The sequence below is a fragment of the Paenibacillus illinoisensis NBRC 15959 genome, from assembly GCF_004000925.1.
GTDB lineage: Bacteria > Bacillota > Bacilli > Paenibacillales > Paenibacillaceae > Paenibacillus > Paenibacillus illinoisensis.
In genome coordinates, this window is sequence record NZ_BIME01000001.1 from 397434 (window position 1) to 412608 (window position 15175).

Genomic DNA, 15175 nt, shown 5'->3' on the forward strand with positions numbered 1-15175 from the left:
ATGCCTTTCATGTCGTATGGCTAAGACGAATCATGCAGAACTTCATGAAATACCATCTCTTGCACCCAAACATCATATTTGACTTGTAATTTTACCATCTTGTATTCTCCCAACCCTTCTGGCAATCTTCCCGGAACCTTTGTACCCATTGCTCGGATATCTCATCTGCGATAGGGTCAAAAGCCGGGGGCGCAACGGTAACGTCAGCAGACGAAACATCCAAGTACTCCAGCACCTTCCGGACGGTCCCCTCGTAATTTTGTACGAAATCCTCGTATACAATCGTCAAAGGGACGATGCCCGACTCCGAAAGGAAATCTTCGATGGCAGCTTCACACATACTGCTCTCAACAAGCAAATGTTTAATGGCATCAAAACGGTATTGATCTGCAATATCTTTCTCTTCAGCCTGAGCACCATGCTGACGATGCCACTCACCTGAAACAATGGCCCGCCACCAGGAGACAGCCAACCTCACTTTGTTTCGGCGTGTCATGTAAATATGCTTCGTGCAGTTGGGGAAACCTGTACTCCATACTTCCGGCCTCGGCGTTTCGGATGGCAGCTGATACAGTTGGCGAATGGCATCGATCCAACGCTGTTCAAAATTGATTTTGATGCCGAATACCCCATTAGGTGTTGTACCCATCTCCCAGATTTGCTCCAGATCTGCACGCTTCAATGTTTCCGGACTCTTCTGCTGGAAATGCAGCCATTCACCAGGTTTACCTGCAACGCCTGTTGAACCTAAAGCTTCACCAAGCAGTGTACTGCCTGTGCGTTGGGAAAACCAAATCGTATAGCTTTGAGAAGGTTTATTCATTCCTTTACCAACTTTCTTCCCTTAGGATATAAATCAATTGAAGCCCAGACCTACAAGATCTCCTTTCCATGTGAACCGCGATTGGCGGGATGCATGCAAAAAAGCCATAGATGAACTAATGTTCATCTACAGCTTTGTATCAACAAGAGAACCATATGAAATCAAAATCGTTTCCGGATTTCTCCTCTGCATCGCAATAATGAATAGTGTCCACGACAGGGGCTGCACAAGCACGACTGTCTATACACTGACATTCATCCTAAGATCGTAGCTATGCTCATGCTTATTCAGTTATTGAATGTATATCCCATATTGGCATGAACATATTAATCTACCCACCTGTTACACATATTTGTTGTTTATTGTATTCGCTCCACCACATTACGTCAAGAACATTTTGTCTGAATTGTTATTTCCTACATGTTGATCATCATATGATGTAAGCTTAACGATCATACCCCAGATTAGGAATTGTTCTGTAGGCAAACTTTATTTGATTGACCTTCCATACACCTTCACGGTATACAAGTACAATGTTTCGATCATAGACGTAGTGTGATTCACCTGTTAGCGTATTCCCAAGAACGAACGATTGAGATAATGTTCCTGTTGTAGAACTTGTATAATAAACGGAGTTCTCAGGAACATCATACTGAATCCATTCATTTTGCAGCTCCTGCCCTCCAAGAATGGAACCGATCAACTTCTCTGTAAAATAGGGTTTGAAATACGTCTGTATATGTTTAATCTCAGACAGCTTGGACGTTTCGTTCAATTTTTCCGACAATAAAATTAACCTGGCTTGGCTTATTTTTAGAGAATCGGTTATTCGGGATTCATCACTCTGGACATGCACAACCACCGTCTGACCATTTGACCTTATTGTAGCCTGCTTGTGCTCACCATCCCAGTTCAGCTTGGCTCCAAAAACCTGACTTACAAATTTCAAGGGAACATACGTCACGCCTCCAATTAATAACACGGGCGAATCCGTCGGAATTATCGTGTCATTTACGCGCGCATTTTTGAAATTAACAGCCAGCAAAATCTCTTTCTCTTTTGTGTTAATCTGTATATATCTATCTTCCGGATACCACTTTATATCTCCCCCTAGATTGCTGGATACAACTCTTAAAGGGATTAGAACCCGATTATTGGACAGTACTCCATCCTCAACCTCTACTATAGCTTCTTCTTCTTCAGCAAAGGCCGGTGCATTAAATGAGGCAATCATCAAGATCGCCAGCAAGGATAAAGCCCATTTTTTTAATTTCATGTGACATCCTCCCATGGAACAAATGACGTAACCATTCTTTCTCGAATAGTTAACGTTATTTGACCATTGAAAGTTGGCACTTCACATAAAAAAACGCTGGAATGGTTACCAACGTTATAGCTATGTTTTACCTGGATTGACTGCTATCTGTAATGTCATTTACTTGTTTATCGTTCTTGTCATAAGCGAAAAGCCTTCCACACGTTCTTCTTTTTTATTCAAATTGGAATGGACATAGAACATCAACAGCGCTGCAAAGGACGACATGGTTCCCAAAAAGATGACTGGCACGATCCCCCACCAATCATAGACATTTCCAAACATCAGAGGACCAATCATTCGGCCAATATTCGCAAATCCACCTGCAAGCCCCATGTAAAAAGGTGCGTTCACCCCCGTTCGCTCGGACAGGAATGTAGGAATGGTGGGTAGTAACATCATTTCTCCAAGGGTAGCAAGAATCATGCCCAGCACCAGGTAAATGTAATGCTCGTGAAAAAACAAAATGAAAGTAAACGCCGAAACTGAGAACAAAGCACTCACAAACATCTGCCTGACGATACTTGGCGCAAATCGCTGCTTGATCCATGAAGTAAAAGGCTGCCCCAGCAAGATAACCAATCCATTGATCGTCCAGAGCAAACTGTAAAACTTGAGGTCCATTCCCTGCTCATTAATATACGGAGCAATGCCCGTAGACCATAGTGAGAATGAAATCCAGAAGAACATGGCTCCCAATGAGAGAAATAGATAAATGCTTACATTTTTCAGCAAATTATTTCGATTCGCATGCATATCGTTGAATGCCGTTTCGTTTTTCCCTTCTATTTTATTTTGGTCAGATCCATGTTCTAAATTCATTGATTTATACGAATCTAACTGGCTTGGCAGACGCATGAACAGCAATAGAAAGACAGCAAATAATAAAGTGGTTGTTCCCGTAAATAGATATGTCAGCGTAAAGGAGATCGACGCAATCAATCCGCCAACCATCGCGCCGATCGACAGGCCGAAATTGTTACAAACATACATCAGATTGTAGAGTGTTCTGCGGTGCTCTTTCCAGCGAAAACCCACATAAGCATTCAATGAAGGCAGAGCAATCCCGTTTACGAATCCAAGCACGCAAATGAAAACAATATACGCGGGCCAACTGTCGGTCATGGCTATTGCAAATAACATAGTGGCGGAAATCAGGAAAGATCCGGTAATCAGAACCTTCGGACCCAAACGATAATATAGATTCCCCCCTACCAGTTCCCCGAAAACACTGCACAGTGCTTGATAAAGAACGATTAACCCAGCTTCTCCATACGATCTCCCCATTACGTTGTGCACATACAATGTAGTCAATGGCCACATGATGGCCTTGCCCGTAGAATTTACGAAGCTCGCGGCGATAAATAGCAGCGCATCCTTGGGATAGTTCCGAAGATGCTTTAATTGGTTCCAAGACGATAGCTTGGAAATTAACGTTCTGTTCATGTTCCCTCTTCTCTATGCGCTGGTCCTGCGAGGATCCATTGCATCACGAATACCATCACCGATAAAATTGATGGATAAAACCGACAGAATAATGATTAGTCCTGGTGGAATCCATAGCCAAGGCTGACTCGTCAGAGCCGTAATGGATTGTGCCGCATTGAGCATATTACCCCAACTGGCGGTTGGCGGCTGAACACCCATTCCCAAAAAACTCAACGAAGATTCGGACAGGATGGCGGCCGCAGCACCAAATGTGGCATTGACCAAGATTGGCCCCAGAGCATTCGGCAAAATATGTCCAAAAATCAGGCGGAAAGAACCGAATCCCAGCGCCTGTCCTGCCTTTACAAACTCCGTTTGCCGAAGAGTTAGTACGCTGCCCCTTACCAGGCGGGCAACCGCAGGCCAACCCAGCAGGGCCAGTACGATGATAATGTTGGACAACCCTGTGCCAAGTACGGTAACCAGCACGAGAATCACCATCAAGCTTGGAAAAGACATAAACACATCGATGATACGATTAATTAACATATCTACCCATCCACCGACATAGCCAGCAACGGCCCCTACAACCGTTCCTACACACACGTAGAGCAAAACTGTAACTACACCTACAGCAAGAGATACTCGAGTCGCATAGATTAGTCTGCTCAAAACATCCCGCCCCACCTGATCCGTACCCAGCCAATGCTGACTGGAAGGCGACGCGGCAAAGGCACCCGTAATTTCATTGGGATCATAAGGAGCAATCCATGGTGCCAACACACTGACCAGGATTAGAAATCCAAGTACGATCAGCCCGGCTACCGCAAGCTTGTGTTGGGCAAAGCGCTGACCGATCATTTTCCAATAACTTTCACGTTCAAAACCTGGCGTAATGGTTGCCCCAGAACCCGCAACCAGGTCAGGAGAAGCAGCTGTACCAGACTCCAGTTTTAGCGATGGCATAATGCGCGCTCCTTTCATTAGCTGTATTTAATTCGAGGATCCACAACTGCATACATCAGATCAGACCACAGATTGGCAGCCAGTACAGATAGGGCTGCAAGCATGTTTACACCCATAAGTAACGGAAAGTCACGTGAAAAGATGGCCTGAATCGTCAAGTGTCCCATACCGTTCCATTGAAAGATGCTTTCCGTAATAACAGCCCCCCCAATTAAGACTGGTATATCAAGGCCAGCAATCGTAATCAGTGGGATAAGTGCATTTTTCAACGCATGCTTATGAATCACAATAAACTCTCTGACTCCCTTGGCTCTTGCGGTTCGCAGATACTCTTGTCCAAGCACTTCAATAACACTCGCACGAACATAACGAATCATGCCGCCAGAGATGGAAGTTCCAAGCGTTATTGTAGGCAGGATCAAGTGGATCAGGGTATCCACAATTCCAGTGTCCCCCCCCATCGTGCTCATGCCTCCTGTCGGAAGTACACCCAAAAGAACGCCGAAGATATATATGAGGCCCAAGCCCAGAAAAAAATTCGGAATGGAAACACCCAGTAATGAAGAGGTTGACATCAAATAATCAAACTTGGAGCCCGATCTCACAGCACAGTAAATACCAATGGGGATGGCAATCAGATACCCAAACAAAATCGATGCTCCGACCAGCAGTAAAGTGGGTCCTATTCGTTCGGCGATAAGACTGGTCACAGGTTGGAAGGAACTGAACGAATGTCCCAGATCACCCTGCACCAAATTCACAAGCCATTTCCAGTACCGGATCATAAAGGGGTCATTTAACCCCAGGGCTTCTCTCCTTAGTTGCTTGTCCTCTTCACTCACATCCGGATTCACATACATGTCCACTGGATCTCCTGGAGCCAGATTAATCAGAACAAAATTTAGAAATGTTACTCCAAACAGTACCGGAATGGCGATTAATAGTCTCCGAAGTACATAATTCAACATAAAAGGCCCCCTCTCTCCATACGTGATTAAAATGTTTATCCAAGCGGATTATGGCAAGCATACAAGTGCCCTGTGCGGAATGTTTCCTCGGTGAGGAGTGGCTCCTCCTGCTTACATTTGGTACTGGCGAGCGGACACCGGGTATGGAAACGACAGCCTTGCGGAGGCGATGCAGGACTTGGTACATCCCCTTCGAGAACTATTCGCTCCTTATTTCTCAAATGGGGGTTCGGAATGGGATAAGCATCAAGCAATGCTCGGGTATAAGGATGTCTTGGTGTGGAAAACAAGTTTTGAGCCGGACCGAGTTCCACCACTTTACCGAGATACATTACGGCAATGCGATTACTCATGTACTTAACGGAGCCAAGGCCGTGACCAATAAACAGGTACGTTAAATTGAACTCCCGCTGTAACTCTTTAAGCAGATTCAGAATTTGAGCCTGGATGGAAACATCCAGTGCCGAAACGGGCTCATCACATATAATGAGCTTGGGCTTTAACGCTACCGCCCGTGCGATCCCGATACGCTGACGCTGACCTCCAGAAAACTCATGCGGATATTTCCCTAAACTTTGGGCTGATAATCCCACAATCTCCATTAACTGTGCAGCTTGTTGCAAAGCATCAGCTTCTGACATGCCTCTTAATACGTGAAGAGGTTCCGTAATGAGATCAACTATCCGCTTTCTGGGATTCAACGATGAATAGGGATCCTGGAATATCATTTGGATGTCCCTGCGTAACGTTCTCATCTCTGTGTTGGACACTTGGGTCAGATCTTTTCCCTCAAACAGCACTTTGCCTGAAGTAACTTCCTCCAGACCAATAATGCTGCGCCCAAGTGTCGACTTGCCACAGCCTGATTCCCCAACCAAGCCAACCGTTTCTCCGGGGTAGACCTGCAGGTTTATTCCATCTACTGCTTTGATCTGACCAACTGTTTTGGAGAATATCCCCTTTTGAATGGGATAATGCTTATGAATCTCTTCAAGCCGCAGTAACGGTTGATCGGCGATTTCATCTATTGGCATCCGCATCGTTGACATCGTATCTCCCCCTTTTCATGTAGGTTCAAGTTTCACGCCGGAAACCAGCAGCGTACTTTGTGCGCTTCGCGAATCTCTGTCAATGGCGGAGGTGTATGACATTGGGCTGTTGCCCTGCTGCAGCGTTCCTTGAATCTGCAGCCACAAGGCATGGATTGAAGTGAAGGAACAGCACCGGGGATGGAACGCAGTTCGGTGTCTTCAATTTCGATATGAGGAATGGATTCCATAAGTCCGATGGTATACGGATGTTCGGGATGATCAAAAAGCTCATACACTTCTGCCTCCTCCACGACCTGGCCTGCATACATTACAATAATGCGATCTGCCATTTCGGCCACTACACCAAGGTCGTGGGTGATTAACATAATTGAAGTCCCCGTTTCCTCCCGAATTTGCTTCATTAAACTCAGAATCTGGGCCTGTATCGTTACATCGAGTGCTGTCGTCGGCTCATCAGCAATTAGAAGTTTCGGCCTGCATGCCAGTGCCATGGCAATCATGACACGCTGCTTCATTCCACCGGATAACGTATGGGGATATTGGCCAAGCAGCTGTTCTGCCCTTGGAAAACCCACCTGTTTTAACAGGGTAACCGCATACTGTTTCGCTTCTTTCGCCCTCATCCCCAGATGCAGTCGAATGGTCTCCGTCAACTGATTGCCGATGGTAAATACCGGATTGAGGGAAGACATCGGATCCTGAAAAATCATGGAGATCTCTTTGCCGCGAAGTTTGACGAGTTCTTGTTCAGGAAGCTCAGCCAGATCCTTTCCATCAAATCGTATGGAACCACTGCTGATATAACCACTACGTCCAAGCAAACGCAGGATGGATAACGAGGTGACACTCTTACCGCAACCTGATTCTCCTACAATACAGAGTGTCTCTCCTGCTTTTAACGAGAAGCTCACATCATCCACCGATGTCACTTCACCTTGACGGGTACGGAAATTGGTCCTCAGATGACGAATTTCAAGCAAATCATTCATACCTGTTCCTCCGATTTAATTTATTTGCGCTCCCACTGGTTAACGTCATAATGCATACCATCCACTACGCCACCTCTCCCAGCTATCTGCTGTGAGATCGCGATCAGATTAAATTCGGAGTATACCGTTATCAACGGTACGTCTTCCTGAATCATATTTTGCAGCTTGTTGTAGATCTCTTCACGCTTGGCTGAATCTGTCTCTGCCATACCGGCATCGAATAATTCATCCACATCAGGATTGTTGTAACGCATATCGTTAAGTGCTGCCGTGGAGCGATATACGGTTGCTGGGCCATCAGGGTCCATGATGCTGCCAAAGCTGCTTAGCACAAGATCAAATTCACCTGCAACCAGCTTGGATACCGTCGTCGGGAAATCATAGTTAACCTGATTCACCTGGAGTCCGATAGCTTGAAAATTTTGCTGAATGATATTGCCTGCCATCTCTCGTGTGCGGTCACCGGTAGGGACAATCAACTCAATCGGGCGCTTCATATCGAACCCTGATTCTGCGAGCATTTGTTTGGCTTTCTCAGGATCATAGGCATAACTGATAATATTGTCATCATGATACGGATGACTGTTGGCATACGGCCCATCCTGCAATTCACCTGTGCCAGGCATCAGCTGTTCGACAATCATCTGCCGGTTAATTGCATAGGCCAGTGCTTGTCTTACTTTCTTGTCCTGAAAGCGTTCCGTATTAATCTCAATCGAGTTATATCTTCGGGTCTGTTCTTCCTTGGTCGTTAATCCCTGAATGGATTTTACGGTCTGCCATTCGGAAGCTGGAATATTCCCAACCCCTTGTGCCGCATTCATGTCCAGCTCTCCTGATTGTAGCTGTGCAACCATATTGGAGGCAGGCATGATTTTGATAAATACCTTATCAATCTTCGGGGCTCCCCGGTAATATTCCGGATTGGCAGCGAGCTCAACATAGGATTTATTCTCATATTTCACAAAAGTATATGGACCTGAAGTTACATTGGGGCTTCGCCAGAATGGGTTCTGGTTCAGTTCAGCAGGATTAACATTTTGCAGCACATGTTTGGGGACAATCAATACATCGGAGAAGCGTTCATAGACCAGATTGGGATCCACCGGCGTTTTGGTTCGAATCTCAAGATGTTTATCATCGATCACCTTGATTGAGTCCAGTCCATCAGAACCTTCGGGAAGTGTTCCTTTGTCATTCAATCCGTCCAGGGAGTATATGGCGCTGCGTTGTGTCGTAATCGTTTGGGGATTGGCGATCAGGTTGATCGTAAATTCAATATCCTCTGCAGTAATAGGTGTACCATCTGTCCAGTTCGCATCCGGATGAATTGCAATGCGGAACGTTTGGTTATCATCCGTCTCAAAGGATTCTGCAAGCTGCATTTCGAATTGAAGTGGGCCTGTTGTCTTGATCAGACTATCGAAGAAATATCGGTAGGTGAATACAGCACCGCTTGATCCACTTCCGTCCGAATCGATCGGATTGAACATTAGAGGCGGGTTCGTAATGCCAATAGTCAACTGATTTGCCTGAATATTGTTACCATTAGCCGCACTAGCCGATGTCCCTGAGCCTTGTCCTGCTGAACCGCAACCCGTGATAAGCATTATGGCGAACATTGGAAACAACAATGTCCTCTTTAAGCATGTTTTTTTCATATAAACAATTCCCCCCTTATGTTTTAAATCACCATTCTTCTGTAACCTAAATGTTCATTCAAGGTTAGAATGCTGCTTCAGCAGTCTCTGCCACATTCATGTCCATTCTGCGCTTCACAGCAAGCAAGCTTACAAACTCAAATGCAATATTTGCTGCATTTAGTGCTGTGACATCGCTTGGGTCGCGATCCGGTAGCACCTCCACCAAATCAAATCCGATAAAATCAATACCTGCCAAACCCCGAAGCATTTTCTGTGCTTCGTAGGTCGTAAAGCCACCAACCTCCGGTGTCCCTGTCCCAGGTGCATAAACCGGGTCCAGAAAATCAATGTCAAAGGTTAGAAATACCGGACGATCTCCCACACGCTCCTTAACCTTTTGACACAATTCAGGGATGGCAAGCTCCCTCACATCGTCGGTTGTCATCACTTCAAACCCCATAGCTCGTGCCTCATCCAGAGCTCCAGCACGATAGGTTGTTCCTCGCATACCCATTTGAATGGAGTGATGCGGATCAATGAGTCCTTCATCGACGGCGTAACTGAAAACCGCTCCATGGGACCACATTCGTTCAGGATCTTTGGCACGTCCTGTATCCGAATGGGAATCATAATGTACAAGACATACCGGACCATATTTGCGAGCAGCCGCCCTTAGATGCGGTAGAGATATGGAGTGGTCACCGCCCAATAGAACAGGAACGACTCCCGCCTCAAATACCGGTGTTAATTGTTCTTCAATCGCTTGATAGGATTGTTCAATATATCCCGGATGTACGAGAAGATCGCCGAAATCGATGCCTGATAAGAATTCAGAAATATCGATCTGATGAACAGGGGATATTGGCCGAATTCGCTGTGACATCGCGCGAATGGAAGCTGGACCGAAACGAGCACCAATGCCGTAGCTTACACCTGTATCAAAGGGGACCCCTATGACTGCAAAATCAACATCTTCCAGTGTTTGTACATATGGCAAATGCATAAAAGTATGGATGCCGGAATAAAGAGGCTTCCCCATGTCGATCTGTGGACGATATTTCATGTTTGATCTCTCCCTTTGTTTAATAGTTCAGGTTCAAAAAACACAAAAAGAGGCCGCTTATGAATAAGCGGCCTCTTTGCCATAGACAGCGATCCTCCAGATAGAGGATGCTGTTTGTATGCAGTTGTGTAATGCCAATTATAGAAACAGCTATAATTAATGTCAATATATTTGACACAAATTCTCGAATAAAAGATTTTACACGGTGATGGCGTTATGTTATATCACTTGCTCTGTTGACTTTTGTCGGGATGTATTATATAAATTAACATTAATCAGGCATGTACAACCAGTTCATACACGAAGGTATTGCTCAATTCCGACTTCGAGGTGATGGGTAAATTATGAAACCAAGATTATTGCATGTTCATGATATCCCGACTACAAAATGTCGAGTTGATGTCAAATTCAACGAATTAGGTTATCGGGTTGAGTCAATTGAGGCTGAATGTATGAGTCAACTTACAAAGAGCAGGTTTGAAATGATTATTTTGGATGTTCCCGCATGTCGACTGAAGAAATGGCTCTATTCTGCCAGCAACTTGTTCTCATTCCCCATCCTTTGGTGGTGTGACGAACGCAAACCTGCCACTACCGCTCCTCATGAGAAGCTCGACGGTGTATTATGTTCTGGGATGAATGACAATGAACTTCAATGGTCTTTGTTGATTGGTCTTAAAAATTACCAAACCCGTGTTCATTTGGAACGGGAATATCGTTTCTTATCCACCAAACTGGAAGAAATCAAACGAGTGGAGTGTGCCAAAATATCCCTTAGCAAGCAGAAAAACATCAGTGAAACCAAAGCCTATGAGTGGATGCGCACACAGGCCATGAACGAACGAAAGAAACTGGTTGACATTGCAGAAGCCGTGTTAACTGAAAATAAATAATCATAAATATCATTAAGAAACCCTGCCTGTTGAACGGGCAAGGTTTCTTTTTCATGTGTTATATTAACCAGTAATACTGCCAACCAGCGCTCCCTTGGTACTTCGACGATACAGGGCAAGCAATGTAATAAATTCGGCTACGATTGAAGCTGCGTTAAGAGCAGTAACACGTGTGGGATCACGATCAGGCAACACCTCTACCAGATCACATCCGATAAGACGAATTCCTCCAAGACCTCGGATCATCTGAATTGCTTCATACGTTGTGAATCCTCCTACTTCTGGCGTGCCTGTCCCCGGAGCGAACACGGGGTCCAGAAAGTCAATATCGAAGGTCAGGAATACGGGCGTATCACCCACACGGTCCTTGACTCGCTGGCACAACAACTCGGGACCAAGCTTTTTGACATCATCTGTTGTGAGCAGATCGAATCCAAGTTCCCTGGTTTCTTCATAATGTGTCAAACTGGAATGTCCCCTCATCCCCATCTGAATCGAGGTTTCAGCATTGATCCAGCCTTCTTTTACCCCATGATAAAACATATTTCCGTGTGAATATTTGCGAATCTCGTCCATGGGCTCCCACGCATCGGAATGAGAATCGAAATGCACAAGGCTGATCGGGCCATACTGCTCTGCTGCTGCTTTTATGTGAGGATAAGATATGGAGTGATCTCCACCCAAAATGATAGGCACGATTCCACTTGCATAAATGGGTGCTAACTGCTGCTGCACCGTTTCATACGTCTGTTCAATGTATCCTGGATATATGGATAAATCACCATAATCAATGCCTGATAAGTATTCACTACTATCAATGCCTTGAGCAGGGTTGGTTGTTCTGATCCGCTGTGACATTTCCCTTATTGCCGACGGTCCAAATCGGGTGCCTACTGCATATCCGGCCCCTGTATCAAATGGATTGCCGATAATGGCATAATCAACGTTCTCCAATGTCTGAATATGGGGTAAATGCATGAACGTGCGTACCCCTGCAAAGGCTGGTTTTCCTCTTTCCAATAAGGGACGATACATGAGCAACACTCCTTTGTTTTTTTGCATACAAAAACAAAAAAACCGCTCCCTTATCCATGATAAGTTAGCGGCTCTATTGCCGATCAAGTGCCGATTCGTTCAGAAATGACACTTGAATATATGCATTTGTTATGGGTGTAATATAGCAAATTATGTTATCAGCGTCAACCTTTTCTTTTACGAGGTCAATGATGGATTTGTTTCTTGTGATAATACCTCTCCATCACTTGCACGATGGACTCGCTCTTAATAGGTTTGCTTACATAATCATCCATGCCCGCCTTCAAGCATTTATCCCTATCGCCCCGGACGGCATTTGCCGTAACCGCAACAATATATGGACATGCTTCGGGGTCCGAAAGTTCCTTAATCGCTCTAGTGGCTTCAAATCCGTCAAGCCGCGGCATATGCACATCCATAAAAACAATATCATATGCATTACGTTTGACCTTCTCAACAGCCTCCACACCATCTGCCACACGATCTACAAAATGTCCCTTTTTCTCAACCATCCGGCTAAGGACAAGCAAATTAACCTCATTGTCTTCCGCAATCAGAATGCGCAGAGGTGTACTTCTGTTCTTTTTCTGCTGTTCATCAAACTGGTTGCTACCTTCATCATTATTTAATTTGAAGGAAGCCGTAAATATAAAGGTTGTACCTGGTTCATCCGATTCCTCGATCCATATATCGCCCTGCATGAGCTCTACCAGCTTCTTACTAATGGCTAACCCCAGACCAGTCCCTTGAGGTTTACGGGTCATAAAGTTTTCTAACTGATAGAACGGCTCAAACAATTGTTGTCTTTTCTCAGCAGGTATCCCTATGCCCGAATCCTTCACCTTAAAATGCAGAAGGATGTTATTGCTGCACTGCTCCTTAACTCCGACTTCAATTGCCACACTGCCTTCTGGCGTAAATTTGACCGCATTGCCAATAATGTTGGTAAGTACTTGTTTCAAACGGTAAGCATCGCCATAGAGCGGAGTCGGTATGGCCTCATCCAGACATAAACGAATATCCAGCTCCTTTTCACGAGCCAGTGGTTTCACAATTTGCACGGTCTCTGTCACGATTTCCCCAACATCAAAAGGATCATCTACCAGATCCGTTTTACCTGACTCTATTTTCGAGAAATCCAGGATATCATTAATGATGGCCAGCAAGGAATCTCCACTCTTCTGAATAATTTGAATATATTCCTTTTGCTCCTCACTAAGTCCCGGCGTATCCAGAAGCAGGTCTGTCATCCCGATAACACCGTTCATGGGTGTGCGAATTTCATGGCTCATCATTGCCAAAAATTCACTTTTGGCCTTGTTCATTCTCTCCGCAGTCTCTTTGGCCACAAGCAGCTTCTTCTGTTCCGTAATATCCTTTGCAATCAGATAGAATCCGACATTGGTCTTGTTGATGATGATCGGAGCAAGTGTAGCCAACACTTCTGTCTCACTGCCATCCGTGTGACGAACGGCGTTAATTTCCTTCTCAGCCAATTCGTAGTTGCTGCGCAGGATCATTCCCAGATTGACAGCTCCGATGAATCTGCTAATACTCGTGCCGATCATGTCTGACACAGGACAACCTGTCATCTTCACCGCTACAGGGTTGGCATTCATGATGTTGCCGTCCATGTTAAACGAGATAATGGCGTCATGATTATATTTTTTAAGTGAAGTGTAACGTTCCACGGATTCCTGCAGTTTAAATTCAATGAGTTTCCGTTCGGTGATGTCCTGCAATGTTCCGTTCAATTGTACTGGCTGGTGATGTTCATCAAACGTAATCAGCCCGCGCAAATGAAGATATTTCTCACTCCCATCAGAGCGTATATGTTTGTATTCGAAATCAAGCGGTTCTCCTTGCTTCGTGCCTCTGATTTTTTCTTGCAAGGATGCTGCATCCGCGGGATTCATCACCCGAAGAACATCCCTTGCCCGGTAGCGTTTGTGTGTGCGCTCGAGCTCGAAAATTTCAAGTACCTGATCTGAAGTGGCGATTTGGTCATTGACCATGTCCCATTCCCAACTACCAATCATCGCAATGCGCTCAGCCTCTGCACTGATCTCTTCATGTTTCTTTCGCTCAGATATGTCTCGTCCAATGGTAAGTATCTGCCGTTCTTGCTCGGCATCCCCAATAATCTTGTATGTGGTCTCGAACCATAGATAATGTCCATCTTTATGGCGAACTCTGATATTCAGCATATTTCCGGTAGTCAAGTCCATCTGTGAGATCTGTTCCAAATCAAACGGATGGAAATAGGCATTGTTATTCTGGCCGATAATGTCCTCTGGAGAGTAACCCAGCAGATCGCGAACCGAAGGTGAGCAGAACCTACAAACCCCATCGAGATTGGCGATGTAGATAATCTCCTGTGCATTATCCGAAATCAGTTTGAACATCTCTTCACTGTGCAGGAGTTTTTGTTCGGACAACTTCCGATCTGTGATATCTACAATATGACAAATGAAATAAAGCGGCTCATCTGTACTTTCATCCCGAGCCAAGGCTATATGCAATGAAATCCAGAGTACGTCACCATTTTTTTTGATGTAGCGCTTTTCGTACGTATACTCTTTCGATCTGCCTTCAAACAAATCACAAGCATAGACTACATCCTGCGGGCAGTCATTCGGATGTGTAATATCCTGGTAGCTGAGATTCATGAGTTCCTCACTGGTATAGCCCATCATGCAGCAAAATGCAGGGTTTACTTTCATCCATTGACCTGAAGGAGCCACGAGTGCAATTCCGATAGGTGCTTGGTTATAAATCTGCTCGAACAATTCGTGATGGTCAACCTTTTGAACCTGCATTTTAAGATCTCCTTTTTGAAGTATATACTCATGCAATAGATTGTCGAAATTTCAAATATTGCTTCATCTTGTCCGTTCCGAAAGGAATAGTCGTTTTAGAACCATAATAACTGCTTAGTACCCCGTATTATAGCGATTGAAACATCTGTTTCCAAGAGATTTGTGTCTTTTAAACGGAAAC

General features: G+C 45.0%; 12 protein-coding genes. 1 reads left to right on the forward strand and 11 read right to left on the reverse strand.

Translation table 11 applies throughout. The features are described 5' to 3' along the window. Positions 1 to 91: 91 nt before the first annotated feature. The 9 genes from PIL01S_RS01640 to speB (PIL01S_RS01680) all read right to left on the reverse strand — a co-directional run bounded on the left by PIL01S_RS01640 (position 92) and on the right by speB (PIL01S_RS01680) (position 10247). Positions 92 to 823 (reverse strand): Stf0 family sulfotransferase, encoded by a 732-nt coding sequence (locus tag PIL01S_RS01640; protein ID WP_127535976.1) that lies wholly within the window; start codon positions 821 to 823, stop codon positions 92 to 94. Positions 824 to 1268: 445 nt separating this feature from the next. Next, a complete protein-coding gene (locus tag PIL01S_RS01645) occupies positions 1269 to 2099 on the reverse strand; it encodes a copper amine oxidase N-terminal domain-containing protein (protein WP_164764147.1) in 831 nt (276 codons plus the stop codon). A 159-nt stretch (positions 2100 to 2258) separates the two neighbouring features. Further along, positions 2259 to 3584 carry an MFS transporter gene (locus PIL01S_RS01650; protein ID WP_127535978.1) on the reverse strand — a complete coding sequence of 442 codons (1326 nt, stop codon included), beginning with the start codon at positions 3582 to 3584 and terminating at the stop codon, positions 2259 to 2261. Positions 3585 to 3596: 12 nt separating this feature from the next. After that, entirely contained in the window at positions 3597 to 4532 is a 936-nt protein-coding gene (gene opp4C / locus PIL01S_RS01655) for an oligopeptide ABC transporter permease (protein ID WP_127535979.1), read from the reverse strand. A gap of 17 nt (positions 4533 to 4549) precedes the next feature. Further along, positions 4550 to 5500: an ABC transporter permease gene (locus PIL01S_RS01660; RefSeq protein WP_127535980.1), complete on the reverse strand. Its 951-nt coding sequence runs from the start codon at positions 5498 to 5500 to the stop codon at positions 4550 to 4552. Between the two features lie 35 nt (positions 5501 to 5535). After that, on the reverse strand, positions 5536 to 6549 hold the full coding sequence (locus tag PIL01S_RS01665) for an ABC transporter ATP-binding protein (protein ID WP_127535981.1): 1014 nt from the start codon (positions 6547 to 6549) through the stop codon (positions 5536 to 5538). A gap of 32 nt (positions 6550 to 6581) precedes the next feature. Then, a complete protein-coding gene (locus PIL01S_RS01670) occupies positions 6582 to 7541 on the reverse strand; it encodes an ABC transporter ATP-binding protein (protein ID WP_127535982.1) in 960 nt (319 codons plus the stop codon). A gap of 20 nt (positions 7542 to 7561) precedes the next feature. Then, positions 7562 to 9202: an ABC transporter substrate-binding protein gene (locus PIL01S_RS01675; protein ID WP_127535983.1), complete on the reverse strand. Its 1641-nt coding sequence runs from the start codon at positions 9200 to 9202 to the stop codon at positions 7562 to 7564. 64 nt (positions 9203 to 9266) lie between these two features. After that, the gene (gene speB / locus PIL01S_RS01680) at positions 9267 to 10247 is read right to left on the reverse strand and encodes an agmatinase (RefSeq protein WP_127535984.1); all 981 of its coding nucleotides are present in this window, start codon (positions 10245 to 10247) and stop codon (positions 9267 to 9269) included. 344 nt (positions 10248 to 10591) lie between these two features. On the opposite strand from speB (PIL01S_RS01680), the gene PIL01S_RS01685 reads away from it, so the two are divergent. Further along, the gene (locus PIL01S_RS01685; protein WP_127535985.1) at positions 10592 to 11140 is read left to right on the forward strand and encodes an ANTAR domain-containing response regulator; all 549 of its coding nucleotides are present in this window, start codon (positions 10592 to 10594) and stop codon (positions 11138 to 11140) included. A gap of 63 nt (positions 11141 to 11203) precedes the next feature. On the opposite strand, the gene speB (PIL01S_RS01690) is transcribed toward PIL01S_RS01685, so the two are convergent. Further along, positions 11204 to 12175, reverse strand: coding sequence for an agmatinase (gene speB, locus PIL01S_RS01690; RefSeq protein ID WP_127535986.1), 972 nt, complete (start codon positions 12173 to 12175; stop codon positions 11204 to 11206). Positions 12176 to 12360: 185 nt separating this feature from the next. Continuing rightward, positions 12361 to 14994: a PAS domain S-box protein gene (locus tag PIL01S_RS01695; protein ID WP_127535987.1), complete on the reverse strand. Its 2634-nt coding sequence runs from the start codon at positions 14992 to 14994 to the stop codon at positions 12361 to 12363. Positions 14995 to 15175: the final 181 nt, after the last annotated feature.

What these genes read in the sequence shown, in the direction of transcription:
- PIL01S_RS01640 (WP_127535976.1), bottom strand. Translation starts at nt 823, where the DNA reads ATGAATAAACCTTCTCAAAGCTATACGATTTGGTTTTCCCAACGCACA.
- PIL01S_RS01645 (WP_164764147.1), bottom strand. Translation starts at nt 2,099, where the DNA reads ATGAAATTAAAAAAATGGGCTTTATCCTTGCTGGCGATCTTGATGATT.
- PIL01S_RS01650 (WP_127535978.1), bottom strand. Translation starts at nt 3,584, where the DNA reads ATGAACAGAACGTTAATTTCCAAGCTATCGTCTTGGAACCAATTAAAG.
- opp4C (WP_127535979.1), bottom strand. Translation starts at nt 4,532, where the DNA reads ATGCCATCGCTAAAACTGGAGTCTGGTACAGCTGCTTCTCCTGACCTG.
- PIL01S_RS01660 (WP_127535980.1), bottom strand. Translation starts at nt 5,500, where the DNA reads ATGTTGAATTATGTACTTCGGAGACTATTAATCGCCATTCCGGTACTG.
- PIL01S_RS01665 (WP_127535981.1), bottom strand. Translation starts at nt 6,549, where the DNA reads ATGTCAACGATGCGGATGCCAATAGATGAAATCGCCGATCAACCGTTA.
- PIL01S_RS01670 (WP_127535982.1), bottom strand. Translation starts at nt 7,541, where the DNA reads ATGAATGATTTGCTTGAAATTCGTCATCTGAGGACCAATTTCCGTACC.
- PIL01S_RS01675 (WP_127535983.1), bottom strand. Translation starts at nt 9,202, where the DNA reads ATGAAAAAAACATGCTTAAAGAGGACATTGTTGTTTCCAATGTTCGCC.
- speB (WP_127535984.1), bottom strand. Translation starts at nt 10,247, where the DNA reads ATGAAATATCGTCCACAGATCGACATGGGGAAGCCTCTTTATTCCGGC.
- PIL01S_RS01685 (WP_127535985.1), top strand. Translation starts at nt 10,592, where the DNA reads ATGAAACCAAGATTATTGCATGTTCATGATATCCCGACTACAAAATGT.
- speB (WP_127535986.1), bottom strand. Translation starts at nt 12,175, where the DNA reads ATGTATCGTCCCTTATTGGAAAGAGGAAAACCAGCCTTTGCAGGGGTA.
- PIL01S_RS01695 (WP_127535987.1), bottom strand. Translation starts at nt 14,994, where the DNA reads ATGCAGGTTCAAAAGGTTGACCATCACGAATTGTTCGAGCAGATTTAT.